General features: G+C 59.7%; 15 protein-coding genes. 10 read left to right on the forward strand and 5 right to left on the reverse strand.

Annotation, left to right across the window (positions count from 1 at the left end; all coding sequences use genetic code 11):
* The first annotated feature begins 140 nt into the window (after positions 1-140).
* A complete protein-coding gene (locus ACJ8IM_RS15370) occupies positions 141-1,007 on the forward strand; it encodes a helix-turn-helix domain-containing protein (RefSeq protein ID WP_033654667.1) in 867 nt (288 codons plus the stop codon).
* On the opposite strand, the gene ACJ8IM_RS15375 is transcribed toward ACJ8IM_RS15370, so the two are convergent.
* On the reverse strand, positions 931-1,983 hold the full coding sequence (locus ACJ8IM_RS15375; RefSeq protein WP_033654668.1) for an XdhC family protein: 1,053 nt from the start codon (positions 1,981-1,983) through the stop codon (positions 931-933). The two genes, ACJ8IM_RS15370 and ACJ8IM_RS15375, sit on opposite strands and share 77 nt — an antisense overlap.
* An 8-nt stretch (positions 1,984-1,991) precedes the next feature.
* Positions 1,992-2,576 carry a nucleotidyltransferase family protein gene (locus ACJ8IM_RS15380; protein ID WP_033654669.1) on the reverse strand — a complete coding sequence of 195 codons (585 nt, stop codon included), beginning with the start codon at positions 2,574-2,576 and terminating at the stop codon, positions 1,992-1,994.
* Positions 2,577-2,784: 208 nt separating this feature from the next.
* Here ACJ8IM_RS15380 and ACJ8IM_RS15385 point away from each other — a divergent pair, with 208 nt between their 5' ends.
* Genes ACJ8IM_RS15385 through ACJ8IM_RS15395 form a run of 3 tightly spaced genes read left to right on the forward strand, consistent with a single transcriptional unit; the run spans position 2,785 to position 7,357 of the window.
* On the forward strand, positions 2,785-5,574 hold the full coding sequence (locus tag ACJ8IM_RS15385) for a xanthine dehydrogenase family protein molybdopterin-binding subunit (protein WP_033654670.1): 2,790 nt from the start codon (positions 2,785-2,787) through the stop codon (positions 5,572-5,574).
* A complete protein-coding gene (locus tag ACJ8IM_RS15390; protein WP_033635931.1) occupies positions 5,571-6,125 on the forward strand; it encodes a (2Fe-2S)-binding protein in 555 nt (184 codons plus the stop codon). Before ACJ8IM_RS15385 ends, ACJ8IM_RS15390 begins: the two co-directional genes overlap by 4 nt.
* Positions 6,122-7,357 carry a cytochrome c gene (locus tag ACJ8IM_RS15395; protein WP_101455668.1) on the forward strand — a complete coding sequence of 412 codons (1,236 nt, stop codon included), beginning with the start codon at positions 6,122-6,124 and terminating at the stop codon, positions 7,355-7,357. Before ACJ8IM_RS15390 ends, ACJ8IM_RS15395 begins: the two co-directional genes overlap by 4 nt.
* A gap of 63 nt (positions 7,358-7,420) precedes the next feature.
* Here the strand turns inward: ACJ8IM_RS15395 and ACJ8IM_RS15400 are convergent, their stop codons facing one another.
* On the reverse strand, positions 7,421-8,797 hold the full coding sequence (locus ACJ8IM_RS15400; protein WP_033635929.1) for an amino acid permease: 1,377 nt from the start codon (positions 8,795-8,797) through the stop codon (positions 7,421-7,423).
* 631 nt (positions 8,798-9,428) lie between these two features.
* Between ACJ8IM_RS15400 and pdhR the strand changes: the two genes are divergently transcribed.
* The 6 genes from pdhR (at position 9,429) to yacL (ending at position 20,192) form a co-directional block, all read left to right on the forward strand.
* Entirely contained in the window at positions 9,429-10,193 is a 765-nt protein-coding gene (gene pdhR, locus ACJ8IM_RS15405; protein ID WP_004937490.1) for a pyruvate dehydrogenase complex transcriptional repressor PdhR, read from the forward strand.
* 165 nt (positions 10,194-10,358) lie between these two features.
* Positions 10,359-13,022, forward strand: coding sequence for a pyruvate dehydrogenase (acetyl-transferring), homodimeric type (aceE, locus tag ACJ8IM_RS15410; RefSeq protein ID WP_033654672.1), 2,664 nt, complete (start codon positions 10,359-10,361; stop codon positions 13,020-13,022).
* A gap of 13 nt (positions 13,023-13,035) precedes the next feature.
* Positions 13,036-14,919 carry a pyruvate dehydrogenase complex dihydrolipoyllysine-residue acetyltransferase gene (aceF, locus tag ACJ8IM_RS15415; protein ID WP_033654673.1) on the forward strand — a complete coding sequence of 628 codons (1,884 nt, stop codon included), beginning with the start codon at positions 13,036-13,038 and terminating at the stop codon, positions 14,917-14,919.
* Between the two features lie 233 nt (positions 14,920-15,152).
* A complete protein-coding gene (lpdA, locus tag ACJ8IM_RS15420; protein WP_004937500.1) occupies positions 15,153-16,577 on the forward strand; it encodes a dihydrolipoyl dehydrogenase in 1,425 nt (474 codons plus the stop codon).
* Positions 16,578-17,092: 515 nt separating this feature from the next.
* A complete protein-coding gene (gene acnB, locus ACJ8IM_RS15425) occupies positions 17,093-19,690 on the forward strand; it encodes a bifunctional aconitate hydratase 2/2-methylisocitrate dehydratase (RefSeq protein WP_033635927.1) in 2,598 nt (865 codons plus the stop codon).
* 139 nt (positions 19,691-19,829) lie between these two features.
* Positions 19,830-20,192 carry a protein YacL gene (yacL, locus tag ACJ8IM_RS15430; protein ID WP_004937507.1) on the forward strand — a complete coding sequence of 121 codons (363 nt, stop codon included), beginning with the start codon at positions 19,830-19,832 and terminating at the stop codon, positions 20,190-20,192.
* A 32-nt stretch (positions 20,193-20,224) separates the two neighbouring features.
* Here the strand turns inward: yacL and speD are convergent, their stop codons facing one another.
* Both speD and speE read right to left on the reverse strand, forming a co-directional pair.
* Positions 20,225-21,019 carry an adenosylmethionine decarboxylase gene (speD, locus tag ACJ8IM_RS15435; RefSeq protein WP_004937510.1) on the reverse strand — a complete coding sequence of 265 codons (795 nt, stop codon included), beginning with the start codon at positions 21,017-21,019 and terminating at the stop codon, positions 20,225-20,227.
* Positions 21,020-21,046: 27 nt separating this feature from the next.
* Positions 21,047-21,910, reverse strand: coding sequence for a polyamine aminopropyltransferase (gene speE / locus ACJ8IM_RS15440; RefSeq protein ID WP_033654674.1), 864 nt, complete (start codon positions 21,908-21,910; stop codon positions 21,047-21,049).
* Positions 21,911-21,986 lie beyond the last annotated feature (76 nt).

The following is a 21,986-nucleotide window of genomic DNA, read 5'->3' on the forward strand; positions in this document are numbered from 1 at the left end:
CTTCGCCGCCTGCGGGCGGTGAAGGGGATTGTGTAAAGTCCTGTAGCCTGCTGGACGGCGAGTTTTAACCTGTATACCCTACGCGGACAGCACTAAAATTCGACTAATGGAATATCGGCAACAGAAGGCTCGGCAAGCACATGAGTACGCAGGAAAGTCATATCAAGGAATTGCTGGTCTGGATTGAGGATAATCTGACCAATCCGCTGTCGTTGGATATCGTTTCCGCCAAGTCAGGCTATACGAAATGGTATCTGCAGCGCATGTTCAAGAAGCAGACCGGATTATCGTTAGCTTCGTATATCCGCGCTCGCCGCCTCTATCTCGCCGCCTTCGCCTTGCGTTTCACGCAGAAGAGCATCCTCGATATCTCGGTCGAATACCAATTCGATAACCAGCAGACGTTCTCGCGCTGTTTCAAGAAACACTTCGCCGAATCGCCCAGCGTCTATCGCCATGCCCGCAAGCAGGACTTCAGTAATCTGGTGCGTTCGCTGGCGGCCAGCCAGCCGGGCGATATTCAGGTCGAACGCGTCAGCATCGCCAGCGGGCAATACGCCTTTCACGGCAAGCAGTACGCTTATCACCTGGATATCGAGAAGCTGGACAAGTCGCACCTGCCGCAGCGCAGCGCGCTGCGGGCGCAGTTCTATACCTTATTGGGCGAGCGCCCGACGCAAACCTATTCGTTTACCCAACTGGTGCCGGACGGCGAGCGGGTCAGGGTCGATTATACCCTGGGCGTGACGACGGAATACCCGCTGCGCGAAGGCGTGGTGCTGGAGCCGCTGCCGGAGATCCACGGCGAGTTTTGCCGTTTTCGCTATTCCGGCAAGCCGGTGGCGCTCAATGACCACATCATTCAAATCTACACGCAGGTGCTGCCCGAAATGGGGCTGGCCCGCGGAGAGGGGCCGGACATTACGGTGTTCAGCTATTCGCTGAGCGGGAAAGAGGAGCTGCATCTGGAGCTGCAGCATCTGGTGCCGGTGGTGCCGCTGCATTGAGCCCGTCGGCGGCCGGCAGCCGGTTTTTTTGCTGCACGATCGCCGCCATCACCGCCAGGGCGATCTCCGCCGGGGTTTTGCTGCCCAGCGGCAGGCCGATCGGCGCATGGATGCGTTCCAGCTCCTGCGGGGTGAATTCGGCAATCTGCTGCAAACGCTGGCGCCGCCGCGCGCTGTTTCTGAGCGAGCCCATGGCGCCGATGTAAAACGCCGGGGTGTGGATCGCTTCCATCAGCGTCAGGTCGTCCATGCGCGGATCGTGGGTCAGCGCCACGACGGCGGTATTGGCGTGGCAACCCCCTTCCTCAATTAATTTGGCCGGAAACTGACGCAGCAACGTCACGCCCGGTTTCAGCTCGGCGGCAAAGTTATCCAGCGCCTCCGGGCGGTTCTCGCACACCAGCACCTCAAACCCCAGCGCCACGGCGAAATCGGCGCAGTACAGCGCCACGCTGGACAGCCCGGCGATCAGCAGGCGCGGCGCGGCCGCGATGTGCAGGGTGATCTGCTCAAGCCGGCGTTCGACCTGGGTGGCGCTGGTGAAGTGGCTCTGCTCGAGGCTGTGGCAGGCGTTGGGCAGCGTCAGGCGTTTGATCAACGCGTGATGCCCTTCCAGCGCGCCGGCGATGCGCCGCAGGTAAGCGATGCTGGCTTCACTCGCCGGCAGGTATTCGATCAGCACGTCCAGCACGCCGCCGCAGGGCAGCGCCACGTTGGGCGTCATGCCGCCTTCGCCGTAGCGAATCACCTGGCTGGCCGCCTGATACTCCCCGGCGGCCACGCGGCGCAAAAAATCCTCCTCCACGCAGCCGCCCGACAGCGAGCCGCTGTAGCGGCCATCGCGGGTCGCCGCCATCAGCGCGCCCGGCGAGCGCGGCGAAGAGCCGTAGGTGCTGAGCACGGTACATAACCAGACCGGCTGTTGCTGCAGCCAGCTTATCGCCTGGCTGACTACGGTGACGTCAAGATGTTGCATAGGTGAATTTACTCGCTGGCCGGGAGTTGCGATGGAAGATCAATATCCTGCACGACGCCGGGTTGCTCAAGCGGCATCAGGTGCACTGCCGCGCCTTGCAGCAGTTCACGCGCGCCATTATCGCCGCGCAGTTGGCAAAGTGGCTTGCGCAATAGAGCGGAAAAGCCGACCGGATGACCGGGCAGTTGCGCATAGCAGGGGCGCACGATCGCGTGCTGCCGTAAGGCATCCGCCACCTGCCGGAAAACATCGGCGCCGACGAACGGCATATCGGCCAGGTGAATCAGCCAGCCCTGCCAGTGCGGCGTGGCCGCAACGCCCGCGGCGATCGAGTTGCCGAGGCCCGCGCTGGCGAGCAGGGTGACCGGCACCTGGTTGGCGGCGCAGGCGGCCAGCACCGGCAGATTATCCGGCCGGGTCACCACCTGTACCGGCAGGCCGGAGGCCAGCGCCTGGCGCAGGGTGTGTTCGAACAGCGATCGCCGCTCGCCCGCCGCATCGGCAAATCCGGCGTTCAATTTGTTGCCCTGGCCGCCGGCCTGAATAAAGCGCTCCCCGCGTCCGGCGGCGGTAATGACAATGCCCGTGGTCATGGTTGAAGTCCGCGTTTGCGCAAATTATTTATTAGCCTACAAACTACCTGTGTTTTGTAAATGTTTTTTTGTTGAAAACAGCCTGTTAATCATCACATAATTTTAGTTATAAGCATATGCTTATGACGTCTACGGCAAGGTCGTCAGCGTTTGCGCAACAACACCGCGAACAAAAACCAATTACAAGAAAGACGTGAAGGACTTATTTATGAGCAATTTCAACCCGTCGCGGCGCCGCTTTATCAAAGGCGCCGTGATTGCGGGGGTGTCCGTGTACCTCGCGCCCCTGTACAGCCGCGCCTACGCCGCGCTGTTCGAGCAAAAAATCCTCCAGTCACCCAACTGGGATCCGCAGACCAAACGCGTCCGTTTCCGTATCGATGGCCGCGCCAAGGTCATGGGGCAGAAGGTGTTCGCGCGCGACATCCGCGCGGTGGACATGCCGCACTGGCCGCAGAAACAGGCGCACGCCTTCATTCTTCGCGTCACTAAAGCCGACCGGCTGTTCGAGGGCGTCGATCTGTCGCTGCTGGGGGACGACCTGCAGCCGGATCGCCTGGTGACGGCGGAAGATCTGGCGCGCGACGGCCTGGCCTTCCCGGCGTTCTACGGCGACGACATGCTGCTGCCGAGCGGCAAAACCCCGGCCTATCTCGGCCAGGCGGTGGCGATACTGATCTATCACGACTTCGCCCGTTTCCGCTTCGCCAAGGACAAGCTGAAATTCCGTGAGGAAACCATCAAATACGGCGCGGTCACCGGCCCGCTGGAGCGCGATCCCTGGGGCAGCTTCCGCTATGTGCGGGTGGGGGGCGATCAGCCGTTCGACGACGATCGCTTCTCCAGCCTGAAGGACACGCCGATCTTCCCGGTGTCGATGAAAAAACACCTGCCGGTGTGGCCGGAAAGGCGCGAGGGCGGCAAGCTGGATCAGGAAGGCATGCGCTATGCGGGCCTGATCGCCGACGAGATGGCCAATCCGCCGGCCGATTGGCTGGTGATGTCGCGCCGCTACACCACGCAGTCGATCGACACCTCGGCGCTGGAGCCGGACAACGCCAACGGCTGGTTCGATGCCGAGACGCAAACGCTGCATCTGGTGGTGCCGACCCAGTCGCCGCAGGAAGTGGCCGACGAGATGCCGCGCATGCTGGCCAAGCGCAACCCGCCGGTGAAACAGCTGATCCTGCACCCGTGCTACACCGTGGGCTACGGCTCGAAAGATCACTACAACTTCCCGTATTACGGCGCGGTGGCGGCGATGTACGGCGACGGCCACCCGGTGCGCCTGGCCAACGATCGCTTCGAGCAGTTCCAGACGGCGCTGAAGCGCCACGCGTTCGACATGAATTACCGCATCGCGGTGAATAAGCAGACCGGCGTCATGCAGTCGTTCCTCGGCGACATGACCGCGGACGGCGGCGGCCGCAGCAACTTTACCCCTTCGGTGGTGATGGTCGGCGCGACCGCCGCCCAGTCGATTTACTACTTCCCGAAAAGCGATCTGTCTTCGGTCGGGCTGGCCTCACGCGCCATCGACGCCGGCTCGGCGCGCGGTTACGGCACGCTGCAGAGCATGGCCGCCACCGAGATGATGGTGGATGAGCTGGCCGCCGAGCTGAAGATCGACCCGATCGAGTTCCGCCTGCGCAACGTGCTGAAATCTGGCATGAAAAACACCCAGGGGGCGATCCCGGCCGGTGCGATCCGCGCCGATGAAGTGCTGGAGAAGGCGGCGAAGCATGAGATGTGGCTCAAGCGCGCCGAACGCAAGGCTGAGTTTGAGAGCCGCCATCCTGGCAAGCGCTATGGCGTCGGCTTCGGCTGCGTGCAGAAAGACTTCGGCACCGGGGCGGAAACCTCGTTCGCCCGGGTGGCGCTGAGCGAAGACGGCCGCATCACGCTGCATCACAGCGGCGCGGAGATGGGCACCGGCATGTCGACCTCGCAGTCGGTATTGTGCGCGCAGTGGCTGGGCAAACCGGCCGACGAAGCGCATTTCTCGGTCACCGACTGGTCGGTGCTGCCGATGGTCACCAGCGGCGATCCCTACCTGATGTCGCAGGAGGAGCAGGACAAGCTGCAAACCAACCCTAACTGGACGCCGAGCTACTGTTCGCCGTCCAGCGCCAGCAACTCGGCCTATTACTTCTCGCACAGCACCCGCGAAGCGGCGCGCCTGATCTTCGATCACGGCATCTGGCCGGCGGCGATGGCGCTGTGGCAGGCCGGCATCGGCGGCGGCCAGGCGGCGCCGCTGGTGGTGCGGCGTGAAGATGCGCGTTGGGTCGAAGGCGGCCTGACGGCGGCGGGCATGTCGGTGCTGAGCCTCGAGCTGCTGGCCAAGACGGCCTATCAGATGGGCGGCGTCACCGGCGCGGCGGTGCACGTCTTCAACCGCTGGCAGTGGGCGGAGGCCGATTTCACGCTGAGCGGCAAAAGCGAACGCCTGCCGATCGACGGCATGGCGCTGCGCAACGCCGGCGGCGAATTCAAACCGCTGGCGCGCGGGCAGGTCTACTACCCGCCAACCCAGCGTAACAATGCGGCGGTGACCTACTACAGCGCCGTTGGCACGCTGGCGGAAGTGGCGGTAGATATCGCCACCGGCCAGGTGGAATTGCTGAATCACCATTCGATCATGGAGTGCGGCAACCTGATCGTGCCGGAACTGGTTTCCGGCCAGCTGCAGGGCGGGCTGGCGATGGGGATCGGCCATGCGCTGCACGAATATTTACCGCTGTACGAAGACGGGCCGGGCAACGGCACCTGGAACTTCAACCGTTACCACCTGCCGCGCGCCAGCGACGTGGCGGTGTGGAAGCAGAGCGGCGACATCCTGCCGGCGCTGTCGGAAACCGATCCGCCGAAAGGCATGGCGGAGGTGGTGATGATCCCGATCGTGGCCGCGCTGGTCAACGCCATCGCCGATGCCACCGGCCACCGTTTCCGTGATTTGCCCGTTCGTGCAGAAAATATTCGTGAGGTATTACAATGAGCATTAAAACCCAGCCGATCTCCCTGACCATCAACCAGAAGCAATACGGCCCGATCGAGGTGCCGGAAGGCCTGATGATGATCGATTTCCTGCACGAATACCTTGACCTGACCGGCTCGCGCCTCGGCTGCGGGCAGGGCATTTGCCACGCCTGCGTGGCAATCGTCGATCACCCGAGCGGCACCAGCGAAGAGGTGCGCACCTGCATCACCGGCGCGCATTTCTTCAACGGCAAGAAAGTGCGTACCGTCGAAGGCCACGCCAGGGTGGACGAGCAGGGCGAGGTGGTTGAACTGTCGCCGATCCAGCAGGCGTTTCTGGAGCACTACAGCTTCCAGTGCGGCTACTGCACGCCGGGCTTTGTCAATGCCGCCACCATTTTCGTGGAAAAGCTCAAGCGTGAACCTATCGCTCGCGAGCAGCTGGAAAGCGCCATCGAGCAGGCGCTGGACAGCCACATCTGCCGCTGCACCGGCTATGTGCGTTACTACGAAGCGGTGCGCGACGTGGTGCTGAAAACGCCGGGCCTGCTGAAGGAGACGGCGCAATGAAAAAACGTCTCGCAGTATTGATTTTGCTGGTGGCGATCGTGGTGATTGCGCTGCTGTGGTGGCGGGAAAACCGCCGTTACGACGGCCCGGTGCAGCAGGTGGCCGCCGGCGCCGAACAGATCGCCCGCGGCCGCTATCTGGCGCAGGCCGCCGACTGCGCCGCCTGCCACACCGCCAGCGGCGGGGCGCCGTTGGCCGGCGGCTATCCGCTGGAAACGCCGTTCGGCACGATTTACGGCAGCAATCTGACGCCGTCGGCCGACCACGGCATCGGGCGCTGGACCAAGGACGACTTCTTCCTGGCGCTGACGCAGGGCGTGGCGCCGGGCGGGAGGCACCTGTACCCGGCGATGCCTTATACCTCGTACAAGGGCATGTCGCGTCAGGACGCCGACGACATCTACGCTTACCTGATGACGCGCCCGGCGGTGGACGTGGCCATTCCGGCCAACGAGATGCCGTTCCCGTTCAACCAGCGCATGGCGCTGATCGGCTGGAACCTGCTGTTCCGCAGCCAGGATCCGCTGCCGGCCAGTTCGCAGGGCAGCTCGCCGCAATGGCAGCGCGGCCGCTATCTGGCCGACGTGCTGGGCCACTGTGGCGAATGCCACACGCCGCGCGGCGCGCTGGGGCAGATGGATCTCGCCAAGCCGATGCAGGGCGGCGATCTCGGCCGCTTCATGGCGCCGGACATTACGCCGCACGGCCTGGCGCAGCGCGGCTGGACGCCGCAGGACGTCAGCCGCTTCCTCAGCACCGGCCTCGCGCCGCAGGGTTCCGCCTTCAGCGAGATGCACATGGTGGTGGATCTCAGCACCCGGCATTTAACGCCGGAAGACCATCAGGCGCTGGCGCTGTATCTGATGGGCGAGCAGCCGCCGGCGGCTGTGCCGGTGAAAATGGGCCAGGGCAGCGATGCCGGGCGCATGGCCTATCTGGATCAGTGCGCCGGCTGCCACGCCCGCGAAGGCGAGGGCAAACCGCACGTCGCACCGGCGATGCGCGATAACGCCACGCTGCGCCAGGTGGACGGCAAGAACCTGATCGTGTCGGTGCTGGACGGCCTGCCGGCTCAGCAGTTCCCGAACGGCGAAAGCATGCAGAGCATGCCGGGCTTCGGCGAACGGCTGAGCGATGCCGACGTGGCGGAGCTGGTGAATTATCTGCGCGTAACCTGGGGCGGCTTGCCGGCGGACATCACCGCCGAACAGGTGAAAGCGCTGCGCAAATAAGCGGCGTTCAGGCGAAAAAAATGGCCCGCATCAGCGGGCCATTTTACTGCGCGGTCACGGGGTTCAACGGCTGGTGACGCCGTCGACGCGTTGGCTGCGCTGTTTGATGGCGTAACCGACGGCCAGGATCGCCACCCACACCGGGATCAGCAGCACCGAGATTTGAATGCCCGGCGTCAGGTACATGATCACCAGGATGCCGGCCATGAACAGCAGGCACAGGTAGTTGCTGAACGGGTACCAGAACGCTTTGAACTTCGGCACCACACCTTCGCGATTTTTAGCGGCGCGGAACTTCAGGTGCGCCAGGCTGATCATCGCCCAGTTGATCACCAGCGCCGATACCACCAACGCCATCAACAGTTCGAAGGCGCGGCCTGGGATCAGGTAGTTAATCAGCACGCACAGCGCGGTGGCGAGGGCTGAAATGCCGATGGCCACCACCGGCACGCCGCGGCCGTCGACCTTCAACAGGCTTTTCGGGCCGTTGCCCTGCTGCGCCAGGCCGTACAGCATGCGGCTGTTGCAGTAGACGCAGCTGTTGTACACCGACAGCGCGGCGGTGAGCACCACGATGTTCAGCACGGTCGCCACCAGGTTGCTGTTCAGCGCGTGGAAGATCAGCACGAACGGGCTGCCGCCTTCAACCACTTTGCCCCACGGGTACAGCGACAGCAGAATGGCCAGCGAACCGATATAGAAGATCAGGATGCGGTAGATCACCTGATTGGTGGCTTTCGGAATGCTCTTTTGCGGGTCGTCGGCTTCGGCGGCGGTGATGCCGACCAGCTCGAGGCCGCCGAAGGAGAACATGATCACCGCCATCGCCATCACCAGGCCCATGACGCCGTTCGGGAAGAACCCGCCCTGCGCCCACAGATTGGTAACGGTGGCCTCCGGGCCGCCCATGCCGCTGAACAGCAGGTAGGCGCCGAACACGATCATGCCGATAATCGCCACCACCTTGATGATGGCGAACCAGAACTCCATCTCACCGTAAACTTTGACGTTGGCCAGGTTGATGGCGTTGATCGCCAGAAAGAATACCGCGGCGGAAACCCAGGTGGGGATCTCAGGCCACCAGTACTGCACGTAGATGCCGACCGCGGTCAGTTCCGCCATCGCCACCAGGACATACAGCACCCAGTAGTTCCAGCCGGAGGCGAAGCCGGCGAAGTTGCCCCAGTATTTGTAGGCGAAGTGGCTGAAGGAACCGGCAACCGGCTCTTCCACCACCATCTCCCCCAGCTGGCGCATGATCAGAAACGCGATGAAGCCGCCGATGGCGTAGCCGAGAAGCACTGACGGGCCGGCCATTTTTATTGTTTGAGCGATACCGAGAAATAACCCGGTGCCGATTGCGCCACCTAAGGCGATGAGCTGAATATGGCGGTTTTTCAGGCCGCGTTTCAGCTGGTCACCATGCTGTTGACCATCCATCAATCAAACCCTCTGTCGTTGTGAATGCCCACATGCCTGTAAAGCAGTGGTTACGATGTGTGTTTTGTTTTATTTACGGCGTTATAGCTATTAATTCCACGGCGCCGCTACCGTTTGGCAGAGAATAATGTTATGTGCGTCGGTTTGCACCTGCTTTGTCGTGTGAGTGATTAAGATTGCAGCAGTTTAGGAAACAAAATGCGGGTTGTGTGACGGCGGGAGGGATTCAGTGCATGAAATAAGCAACAAATCACATAATGCGCAAAAATAACGTAGATCCGAGCGGCGGCGCGCGTTCAAATAATGAACGAATCACCGTGGCGCTGCTCGCCAAATAGCCATTCATTAAAGCGTCATAACCATGCAATAAAACTTGGGCAAAAAGTTTGCACTCTTCCTTGCGTAAGGTTTGGTAAAAGTTAAATCCCCAACCCGGCGCGTAAATGGTAATACCATCACGGCGTTACCGGTTTGCAGCGGGGTTTTCAGCGGGGTGTTAAAATGTGCGGGTAACCTGATTTCGATCAAGGCCCGTATGGACAGGAGGTGAATACTTTGTTACTTTACCGTCACGTTTTTGAAATTGGTATTACCAATTGACTCCGCGCCATTCGCAGAGAAGAATTCACTCATGGCCTACAGCAAAATCCGCCAACCCAAGTTGTCAGATGTTATCGAGCAACAGCTCGAATATCTGATCCTCGAGGGGACACTGCGCCCAGGCGAAAAACTGCCTCCGGAGCGCGAGCTGGCGAAACAATTTGATGTCTCCCGTCCTTCTCTGAGAGAGGCCATTCAGCGCCTGGAAGCGAAAGGGCTGCTCCTGCGTCGTCAGGGCGGCGGCACCTTCGTGCAAACTAATCTGTGGCAGAGCTTCAGCGATCCGCTGGCCGAGCTGCTGGCCGACCATCCCGAATCACAGTTCGATCTGCTGGAAACCCGTCACGCGCTGGAAGGCATTGCCGCCTATTACGCGGCGCTGCGCGGCACCGATGAAGATCTGGCGCGCATCCGCGACTGCCACATCGTGATTCAACAGGCTCAAGACAGCGGCGATCTCGATGCCGAAGCCGATGCGGTCATGCAGTATCAAATCGCCGTGACCGAAGCTGCCCACAACGTTGTGTTACTTCACCTGCTACGCTGCATGGGGCCGATGCTGGAACAGAACGTGCGTCAGAACTTTGAATTGCTCTACTCGCGCCGTGAGATGTTGGCAAAAGTGAGCAGCCACCGCGCCGGAATTTTTGAGGCGATTGTGGCACGCGAGCCGGAAAAGGCCCGTGAAGCCTCGCATCGCCACTTGGCGTTTATCGAGGAAATCTTGCTGGATCTCAGCCGGGAGCATACTCGGCGCGAGAGATCGCTACGGCGTCTCCAGCAACGCAAGGATTAAGAGCTGTCCTCTTCAGGGTACACCAGCCTGCGGGGGTTAAGTTCGAGGTACTTAGTTAAGTACTTAAGCGGCAACTAAACTGATGGGCCTGTCTTCGTGTGTTTTTGCACAGAGCACAGGAAGACAGGCTCCAAACAAACCATTAGACAGATAAGGAATACCACCATGTCAGAACGTTTAAACAATGACGTGGATCCGATCGAAACCCGCGACTGGCTGCAGGCGATCGAATCGGTCATCCGTGAAGAGGGTGTTGAGCGAGCTCAGTTTCTGATTGATCAGGTATTGGGAGAAGCCCGCAAAGGCGGCGTTAACGTTGCGGCCGGTGCTGCAGCGCACAACTACGTCAACACCATCGCGGTAGAAGACGAACCGGCCTACCCAGGCAACCTGGATCTGGAACGCCGCATTCGCTCTGCGATCCGTTGGAACGCGGTCATGACCGTTCTGCGCGCATCCAAAAAAGACCTGGAGCTGGGCGGCCACATGGCTTCCTTCCAGTCTTCCGCGACCTTCTATGAAGTCTGCTTTAACCACTTCTTCCGCGCACGCAACGAGAAAGACGGCGGCGACCTGGTGTACTTCCAGGGCCACATCTCTCCGGGCGTTTACGCGCGTGCCTTCCTTGAAGGCCGCCTGACCGAAGAACAGATGAACAACTTCCGTCAGGAAGTGCACGGCAACGGCCTGTCCTCTTACCCGCATCCTAAGCTGATGCCGGAATTCTGGCAGTTCCCGACCGTTTCCATGGGCCTGGGCCCAATCAGCGCCATCTATCAGGCGAAGTTCCTGAAATACCTGGAACACCGCGGCCTGAAAGACACCTCTGAGCAGACCGTTTACGCCTTCCTGGGCGACGGCGAGATGGATGAGCCGGAATCCAAAGGCGCCATCACCATCGCGACCCGCGAGAAGCTGGACAACCTGGTGTTCGTCATCAACTGCAACCTGCAGCGCTTGGACGGCCCGGTCACCGGCAACGGCAAGATCATCAACGAACTGGAAGGCATCTTCTCCGGCGCAGGCTGGCAGGTGCTGAAAGTGATCTGGGGCGGCCGTTGGGACGAACTGCTGCGTAAAGACACCAGCGGTAAACTGGTTCAGCTGATGAACGAGACCCTGGACGGCGACTACCAGACCTTCAAATCCAAAGACGGCGCTTACGTGCGCGAGCACTTCTTCGGCCGTTACCCGGAAACCGCGGCGTTGGTCAAAGACATGACCGACGACGAAATCTGGGCGCTGAACCGTGGTGGTCACGATCCGAAGAAAATCTTCGCTGCACTGAAAAAAGCGCAGGACACCAAAGGCAAACCGACCGTTATCCTGGCCCACACCATCAAAGGTTACGGCATGGGTGAAACCGCGGAAGGTAAAAACATCGCTCACCAGGTGAAGAAAATGAACATGGAAGGGGTTCACCACTTCCGCGATCGTTTCAACGTGCCGGTTGCCGATGCTGACATCGAAAAACTGCCGTACATCACCTTCGAGAAAGATTCCGAAGAGTACAAATACCTGCACGAACGTCGCCAGGCGCTGAAAGGCTACGTGCCGACGCGTCTGCCGGAGTTCACCCAGAAGCTGGAAATGCCGGCGCTGGAAGATTTCAGCTCGCTGCTGGAAGAGCAGAACAAAGAGATCTCCACCACTATCGCCTTCGTGCGTGCCCTGAACGTGATGCTGAAGAACAAGTCGATCAAAGATCGCCTGGTGCCAATCATCGCCGACGAAGCGCGTACCTTCGGTATGGAAGGTCTGTTCCGTCAGATCGGTATCTACAGCCCGAACGGCCAGCAGTACACCCCGCAGGACCGTGAACAGGTTGCTTACTACAAAGAAGACGAGAAAGGCCAAATCCTGCAGGAAGGCATCAACGAACTGGGCGCAGCCTCTTCCTGGCTGGCCGCAGCGACTTCCTACAGCACCAACGATCTGCCGATGATTCCGTTCTACATCTACTACTCGATGTTCGGTTTCCAACGTATCGGCGACCTGTGCTGGGCAGCGGGCGACCAACAGGCGCGCGGCTTCCTGATCGGCGGGACCTCGGGCCGTACTACCCTGAACGGCGAAGGTCTGCAGCACGAAGATGGCCACAGCCACATTCAGTCTCTGACCATCCCTAACTGCATCTCTTACGATCCGGCTTACGCGTACGAAGTGGCGGTGATCATGCACGACGGTCTGGTGCGCATGTATGGCGACAACCCGGAAAACGTGTACTACTACCTGACCACGCTGAACGAAAACTACCACATGCCTGCGATGCCGCAGGGTGCGGAAGAAGGTATCCGCAAGGGTATCTACAAGCTGGAAACGCTGGAAGGCAGCAAAGGCAAGGTACAGCTGCTGGGCTCCGGCGCCATCCTGCGCCACGTGCGCGAAGCTGCGCAGATCCTGGCGAAGGACTACGGCGTGGGTTCCGACACCTACAGCGTGACCTCGTTCACCGAACTGGCGCGCGACGGCCAGGATTGCGAGCGCTGGAACATGCTGCACCCAACCGAAACGCCACGCGTGCCTTACATCGCTCAGGTGATGAGCGACGCGCCGGCGGTAGCTTCTACCGACTACATGAAACTGTTCGCCGAACAGGTTCGTACTTATGTGCCGGCCAGCGACTATCGCGTACTGGGCACCGACGGCTTCGGTCGTTCGGACAGCCGCGAAAACCTGCGTCACCACTTCGAAGTCGATGCATCCTACGTGGTGGTTGCTGCTCTGGGTGAACTGGCTAAACGCGGTGAGATCGAAGCTTCTGTGGTTGCCGATGCAATCAAGAAATTCGACATCAACCCGGAAAAAGTTAACCCGCGTCTGGCCTAAGAGGTACTGAATAATGTCTATCGAAATCAACGTACCGGACATCGGTGCAGATGAAGTCGAAATCACCGAGATTCTGGTGAAGGTCGGCGATAAAGTTGAAGCGGAACAATCGCTGATCACCGTGGAAGGCGACAAGGCTTCCATGGAAGTGCCATCCCCGCAGGCGGGCGTGGTGAAAGAGATCAAAGTGGCGGTCGGCGATAAAACCGAAACCGGCAAACTGATCATGATCTTCGAAGCGGCAGGCGCAGCGGAAGCTGCACCGGCGGCGAAAGCGGAAGAAAAACCGGCGGCAGCAGCAGCTGCCCCGGCCGCCGCTGCGGCCAAAGACGTTGCCGTGCCGGACATCGGCGCCGACGAAGTCGAAGTGACCGAGATCCTGGTGAAAGTGGGCGACAAGGTGGAAGCCGAGCAGTCCCTGATCACCGTAGAAGGCGACAAGGCTTCCATGGAAGTCCCTGCGCCGTTCGCGGGCACCGTGAAAGAGATCAAGATCGCGACCGGCGACAAAGTGAAAACCGGTTCCCTGATCATGGTGTTCGAAGTGGCCGGCGCCGCTTCCGCTGCGGCCCCGGCTGCGGTTGAAGCTCCTGCCGCCGCTGCAGCGCCTGCGGCCTCTGCGGCCAAAGACGTCGCCGTGCCGGATATCGGCGGCGACGAAGTCGAAGTGACCGAAGTGATGGTTAAGGTGGGCGACAAGGTTGCCGCCGAGCAGTCTCTGATCACCGTGGAAGGCGACAAGGCCTCCATGGAAGTGCCTGCACCGTTCGCGGGTACCGTGAAAGAGATCAAGATCGCGACCGGCGACAAAGTGAAAACCGGCTCCCTGATCATGGTGTTCGAAGTGGAAGGCGCTGCGCCTGCCGCTGCCGCCGTTCCAGCCGCTAAAGCGGAAGCTGCGCCGGCGCCGGCCGCCGCGAAAGCCGCCGCTCCGGCTGCGAAAGCTGACGACAAAGGCGAGTTCGCCGAGAACGCGGCATACGTGCACGCGACCCCGGTCATTCGTCGTCTGGCGCGTGAATTCGGCGTTAACCTGGCGAAAGTGAAAGGCACCGGTCGTAAAGGTCGCATCCTGCGCGAAGACGTTCAGGCTTACGTGAAAGACGCGGTGAAACGCGCTGAAGCGGCCCCGGCCGCTGCCAGCGGCGGTCTGCCAGGCATGCTGCCATGGCCGAAAGTGGACTTCAGCAAGTTCGGCGAGATCGAAGAAGTCGAAATGGGCCGCATCCAGAAGATCTCTGGTGCGAACCTGAGCCGCAACTGGGTGATGATCCCGCACGTGACTCACTTCGACAAAACCGACATCACCGATCTGGAAGCGTTCCGCAAACAGCAGAACGAAGAAGCGGCCAAGCGCAAGCTGGACGTGAAGTTCACGCCTGTCGTGTTCATCATGAAAGCCGTTGCTGCCGCTCTGGAGCAGATGCCGCGCTTCAACAGCTCGCTGTCCGAAGACGGTCAGAAGCTGACGCTGAAGAAATACATCAACATCGGCGTGGCGGTAGATACCCCGAACGGCCTGGTGGTTCCGGTGTTCAAGGACGTGAACAAGAAGAGCATCACCGAGCTGTCCCGCGAACTGATGGCCATCTCCAAGAAAGCGCGCGACGGCAAGCTGACCGCGGGCGAGATGCAGGGCGGCTGCTTCACCATCTCCAGCCTGGGCGGCATCGGGACGACCCACTTCGCGCCGATCGTCAACGCGCCGGAAGTGGCTATCCTGGGCGTCTCCAAGTCTGCGATGGAGCCGGTCTGGAACGGTAAAGAGTTCATGCCGCGCCTGATGATGCCGATGTCGCTGTCCTTCGACCACCGCGTTATCGACGGTGCCGATGGTGCGCGCTTCATCACCATCATCAACAACATGTTGTCCGACATTCGCCGTCTGGTGATGTAATGCAAAAGGGGCGCAGCATGCTGCGCCCCTGACGATTCTGTAGCAGTTTTGTCGGATTTTGCATAACTCGACAAAATTGTTGAGACACGGGTCACTCGAACACGCTTTGCAGATTATTAACAATTCTGTAAACTGCTCGCGGTGTAAGCGTCCCGGTGGATGAAGGGCGTTATGAGATCGATTAGCAATAAAAATGACGTCTGACCCGCCGGACAATCAATTAAGAGGTCATGATGAGTACTGAAATTAAAACTCAGGTCGTGGTACTTGGGGCGGGCCCGGCAGGTTACTCTGCAGCCTTTCGTTGCGCTGACTTAGGTCTTGAAACCGTTCTGGTTGAACGTTATTCCACTCTGGGCGGGGTTTGCCTGAACGTGGGATGTATCCCTTCCAAAGCACTGCTGCACGTTGCCAAAGTGATCGAAGAAGCCAAAGCGCTGGCCGAACACGGCATCGTTTTCGGCGAGCCGAAAACCGACATCGACAAAGTGCGCGTCTGGAAAGAAAAAGTCATCACTCAGCTGACCGGCGGTCTGGCTGGCATGGCGAAAGGCCGTAAAGTGAAAGTGGTCAACGGCCTGGGCAAGTTCACCGGCGCTAACACCCTGGTTGTTGAAGGCGAAAACGGCCCAACCACCATCAACTTCGACAACGCCATCATCGCTGCAGGTTCTCGTCCGATCCAACTGCCATTCATTCCTCATGAAGATCCACGCGTGTGGGATTCCACCGATGCGCTGGAGCTGAAAACCGTCCCAGAGCGTCTGCTGGTTATGGGCGGCGGCATCATCGGCCTGGAAATGGGCACCGTATACCATGCGCTGGGTTCACAGATCGACGTCGTTGAGATGTTCGATCAGGTTATCCCGGCGGCAGATAAAGACGTGGTGAAAGTCTTCACCAAACGTATCAGCAAGCAGTTCAACCTGATGCTGGAAACCAAAGTGACCGCGGTAGAAGCCAAAGAAGACGGCATCTACGTCACGATGGAAGGTAAAAAAGCGCCGGCAGAACCACAGCGTTACGACGCGGTGCTGGTGGCGATCGGCCGCGTGCCGAACGGCAAACTGCTGGATGCCGGCAAAGCCGGTGTTGAAGTTGACGAGCGTGGCTTCATCAACGTCGACAAACAGCTGCGCACCAACGTGCCGCACATCTTCGCTATCGGCGACATCGTCGGTCAGCCGATGCTGGCGCACAAAGGCGTGCACGAAGGCCACGTTGCCGCAGAAGTTATCGCCGGCATGAAGCACTACTTCGATCCGAAAGTGATCCCATCCATCGCTTACACCGAGCCGGAAGTGGCATGGGTGGGTCTGACCGAGAAAGAAGCGAAAGAGAAAGGCATCAGCTACGAAACCTCCACCTTCCCGTGGGCGGCTTCCGGCCGTGCGATCGCTTCCGACTGTGCAGACGGCATGACCAAACTGATCTTCGACAAAGAAACTCACCGCATCATCGGTGGCGCGATTGTCGGCACCAACGGCGGCGAACTGCTGGGTGAAATCGGTCTGGCTATCGAGATGGGCTGCGACGCGGAAGACATCGCGCTGACCATCCACGCTCACCCGACCCTGCACGAATCCGTGGGCCTGGCGGCGGAGATCTACGAAGGCAGCATCACCGACCTGCCTAACCCGAAAGCCAAGAAGAAGTAATTCTGCTGGCTTGACCGGTTAACAAGCGGCTCCTGACAAGGAGCCGTTTTTTTTTGCTCAAACTCAGAAAGCGGTTTTTTTGTGGCCGCTGCGCCAAATTCCGATCCCCCTGCTTATATCCATTCTAACTATATGGATATAATACCCTGCTAGTCCGGCAGCCGATTACGCTGCGCTCAACGATTCAGCAAAGATTTAATGTTGCTTTTATGTGAACGAATTAACAACCGTTTCAAATCCTGATATGCTGGCTGAGCGGAACCGGGCACTGTACCTTACAGTCCAGGACATCGACAGCAGTGCCCCGTCAGGATAGATGGCATCAATATCGCCGTGCGCTCTACCCATCAGTCTTTCATGCTGTAACGCTGTTTGACCGTGTCTGTTTGCCCCAATCACCGTTTCGGGGCCTTTACGGGCCGATCGCCTAGCCACAGAGTGAAACCCCAAGGGTATAAACCCGGTTTGCATATACGCCAGGCACAATAAATGACAATGAGAGCGAGGAGAACGTCGTGCTAGAAGAATACCGTAAGCACGTAGCCGAGCGTGCTGCTGAGGGCATCGCCCCTAAGCCGCTAGACGCCACCCAAATGGCCGCGCTGGTCGAACTACTGAAGAATCCGCCAAAAGGCGAAGAAGAATTCCTGTTAGACCTGCTGATTAACCGTGTTCCACCGGGCGTCGACGAAGCCGCCTACGTCAAAGCAGGTTTCCTGGCGGCCATCGCCAAAGGTGAAGCGACATCCCCCCTGGTTACCCCCGAGAAAGCCATTGAACTGTTAGGCACCATGCAGGGCGGCTATAACATTCACCCGCTGATCGAAGCGCTGGATAACGAAACGCTGGCGCCTATCGCCGCGAAAGCGCTGTCCCACACGCTGCTGATGTTCGACAACTTCTACGACGTGGAAGAGAAGGCCAAGGCCGGTAACCCGCACGCCAAGCAGATCATGCAGTCCTGGGCCGACGCCGAATGGTACCTGTCGCGCCCTGAGCTGGCGGAAAAGATCACCGTCACCGTGTTCAAAGTCACAGGCGAAACCAACACCGATGACCTTTCTCCGGCGCCGGACGCCTGGTCGCGCCCGGACATCCCGCTGCACGCGCTGGCGATGCTGAAAAACGAACGTGAAGGCATCGTGCCGGATCAGCCGGGCAGCGTCGGCCCGATCAAACAGATCGAGCTGCTGAACAAAAAAGGCTTCCCGCTGGCCTACGTCGGCGACGTGGTCGGCACCGGTTCTTCCCGTAAATCCGCCACCAACTCCGTGCTGTGGTTTATGGGCGACGACATCCCGCACGTGCCGAACAAGCGCGGCGGCGGCGTGGTGCTGGGCGGCAAGATTGCGCCTATCTTCTTCAACACCATGGAAGATGCCGGCGCCTTGCCGATCGAAGTGGACGTGTCCGAGCTGAACATGGGCGACGTGATCGACGTTTACCCATACAAAGGTGAAGTGCGCAACCACGAAACCGGCGCGCTGATCGCCAACTTCGAGCTGAAAACCGACGTGCTGCTGGATGAAGTGCGCGCCGGCGGCCGTATCCCGCTGATCATCGGCCGCGGCCTGACCACCAAGGCGCGCGAAGCGCTGGGTCTGCCGCACAGCGATGTGTTCCGTATCGCCAAACCGGTCGCCGCCAGCAGCAAAGGCTTCTCGCTGGCGCAGAAAATGGTCGGCCGCGCCTGCGGCGTCGCCGGCATTCGCCCTGGCGAATACTGCGAACCGAAGATGACCTCCGTCGGTTCTCAGGACACCACCGGCCCGATGACCCGCGATGAGCTGAAAGACCTGGCCTGCCTCGGCTTCTCCGCCGATCTGGTCATGCAGTCATTCTGCCACACCGCCGCGTACCCGAAACCGGTCGACGTGACCACGCACCACACGCTGCCTGACTTCATCATGAACCGCGGCGGCGTCTCGCTGCGTCCGGGCGACGGCGTGATCCACTCCTGGCTGAACCGCATGCTGCTGCCTGACACCGTCGGCACCGGCGGCGATTCCCACACCCGCTTCCCGATCGGCATCTCCTTCCCGGCCGGTTCCGGCCTGGTGGCGTTTGCCGCCGCGACCGGCGTAATGCCGCTGGATATGCCTGAGTCGGTGCTGGTGCGCTTCAAAGGCAAAATGCAGCCGGGCATCACCCTGCGCGATCTGGTGCACGCCATCCCTTACTACGCGATCCAGCAAGGGCTGCTGACCGTTGAGAAGAAGGGCAAGAAAAACATCTTCTCCGGCCGCATTCTGGAGATCGAAGGCCTGCCGGACCTGAAGGTCGAGCAGGCGTTTGAGCTGACCGATGCATCCGCCGAACGTTCCGCCGCCGGTTGTACCATCAAGCTGGACAAGGCGCCGATCGAAGAGTACCTGAACTCCAACATCGTGCTGCTGAAGTGGATGATCTCCGAAGGCTACGGCGACCGCCGTACGCTGGAGCGCCGTATTCAGGGCATGGAAAAATGGCTGGCGGATCCGCAACTGCTGGAAGGCGATGCGGATGCGGAATACGCGGCGGTGATCGACATCGATCTGAACGAGATCAAGGAGCCGATCCTGTGCGCACCGAACGATCCTGACGATGCGCGCCTGCTGTCCGACGTGGCCAACAGCAAAATCGATGAAGTGTTCATCGGTTCTTGCATGACCAACATCGGCCACTTCCGCGCGGCCGGCAAGCTGCTGGATCAGCACAAGGGCCAGCTGCCGACCCGCTTGTGGGTGGCGCCGCCAACCAAGATGGACGCGGCTCAGCTGACCGAAGAAGGCTACTACAGCGTCTTCGGCAAAAGCGGCGCGCGTATCGAGATCCCGGGCTGCTCGCTGTGCATGGGCAACCAGGCGCGCGTGGCGGACGGTGCGACGGTGGTTTCCACTTCGACCCGTAACTTCCCGAACCGTCTGGGCACCGGCGCCAACGTCTATCTGGCGTCAGCCGAACTGGCTGCGGTTGCGTCCCTGCTGGGCCGCCTGCCGACGCCGGACGAGTACCAGACCTATATGGCGCAGGTCGATAAGACGGCGGCGGATACCTACCGCTACCTGAACTTTGACCAGCTGGGGCAGTACACCGAAAAAGCCGACGGCGTGATCTTCCAAACCGCCGTGTAAGCCGCTATATTGCGCAACTGTTTAACGGGAGGCCTTGGCCTCCCGTTTTATTTTGCTCAGTTGCCAACTTTGCGAGCGCTCACTGAGTTAGTCCGCCATTTATGTTTACACTAAGAAAAAGGGCTCAGGAGGGCATGCTATGGATTACGAATTTCTGCGTGACGTCACCGGTCAGGTGATCGTCAGATTTTCGATGGGGCATGAAGCGATTGGCCACTGGATCAACGAAGAAGTCAAAGGCGATTTCAACCTGCTGGACCGGATTGAAGCCGGTGCGGCCGAGGTCAAAGGCAGTGAACGTCAATGGCAGCTGGAAGGCCATGAATATACGCTGCTGATGGATGGTGAAGAAGTGATGATCCGCGCCAATCAGCTGGAGTTCGAGGGCGATGAAATGGAAGAGGGGATGAATTACTACGACGAAGAAAGCCTCTCATTCTGCGGCGTTGAGGACTTCCTGCTGGTGTTGAAGGCCTATCGTTCTTTCATGCTGAAATACTAAGCATCAGGGCGCGGCGTGCCGCGCCCTTTCCATCACAGATGCGGAATATTGCGGCCGTAATAGATTTCCTGCATCTCTTTCCATAACAGATCGGTGATCTGCTTGCGTTCGGCGGCGCTCAGCGCCTCCGGTTCCGCGTTGAACAGGTAGTGCTTCAGATCGAAATCTTTCAGCAACATCTTGGTATGGAAGATATTTTCCTGGTAAACGTTCACGTCCATCATGTGATACAGCGCCTTGATGTCTTCCGACATAAAGTTCTGGATCGAATTGATCTCATGATCGATGTAATGTTTCACGCCGTTCACGTCGCGGGTAAAACCGCGCACGCGATAGTCCATGGTGACGATGTCGGATTCCAGCTGGTGAATTAAGTAGTTCAGCGCCTTGAGGGGCGAAATGACGCCGCAGGTCGAAACCTCGATATCGGCGCGGAAGGTGCATAGCCCGCCTTCCGGATGGCTTTCCGGGTAGGTGTGTACGCAGATATGGCTCTTGTCCAGGTGCGCAACGACCGTGTTCGGCAGCGGGCCAGGATGCTCCGACGTATCGACGTCTTTCGGATCGATCGGCTCTTCGCTGACCAGGATGGTGACGCTGGCGCCCTGCGGCTCGTAGTCCTGACGCGCGATGTTCAGAATATTGGCGCCGATGATCGAGCAGGTTTCGCTCAGGATCTCGGTCAGCCGGTTGGCGTTATATTGTTCGTCAATGTAGGCGATATAGCCGTCGCGGTCGTCCGCGGTCTTGGCGTAACAAATATCGTAAATACAAAAACTCAGGCTCTTGGTCAGGTTGTTGAAGCCGTGCAGTTTTAGCTTATGCAATTTGGGCCACCTCCTTTATCTTCTCGCTTAACGTGTTACGTTCAGGGCATTGAGCAAATATTGCGGCAGGGCAAAACTGCCGACGTGAATTGCCGGGTTGTAATAACGACAGTGTAGGCTGCTTTGGTTAAAGCGCTGTTGCAGAGTAGGCAGATCGCGCTGGCGCAGCGCCGGGTTCTGGCTCGCCCAGGCAAAGGTCATGATGCCGCCGTAATAGGTCGGGATCGCCGCCTGATAGAAGCTGACGTCGGTAAAGTAGCGGCTCAGTTTGGCGTGGCTGTTGACCGCCTCGTCCTGTTGCAGGAAGCAGACGCCGTTCTGCGCGACGAAAATGCCGCCCTCATTCAGGCAGCGGGCGCAGCCTTCATAAAACGCCGAAGTGAACAGGCTTTCGCCGGGGCCGATCGGATCGGTGCAGTCGGAGATGATCACATCGAAGGTTTCGTCGGTTTGGTTCACGAAGTTGACGCCGTCGTCGATCACCAGCTTGAAGCGCGGATCGTCATAGGCGCCGGCGCTGTGGTTGGGCAGGTACTGGCGGCAGAACTCGACGACACCGGCGTCGATCTCGACCATGGTGATCTGCTCCACGCCAGGGTGCCGGCTGACTTCGCGCAGCATGCCGCCGTCGCCGCCGCCGATGATCAGCACTTTCTTCGCCGCGCCGTGCGCCAGCAGCGGCACGTGGGTCAGCATTTCGTGATAGATGAACTCGTCACGCTCGGTGGTTTGCACCACGCCGTCGAGCGCCATCACGCGCCCCAGCACCGGGTTCTCGAAGATCACCAGATCCTGGTGATCGGTCTTCTCGCGGTACAGCACCTTCTCTACCGAGAAATACTGGCCGAAGCCCGTATGCAGCGTTTCGTACCAAATTTCTTTCTGGGTCATGTGCGGGAAACTCCGTAATAACAGCCATGAAAAATCGGCGCAACATCATAGCTAACTCTGCCTGGCGATGCACGGT

The organism is Serratia sp. CY33525 (assembly GCF_052169115.1).
Taxonomy (GTDB): domain Bacteria; phylum Pseudomonadota; class Gammaproteobacteria; order Enterobacterales; family Enterobacteriaceae; genus Serratia; species Serratia sarumanii.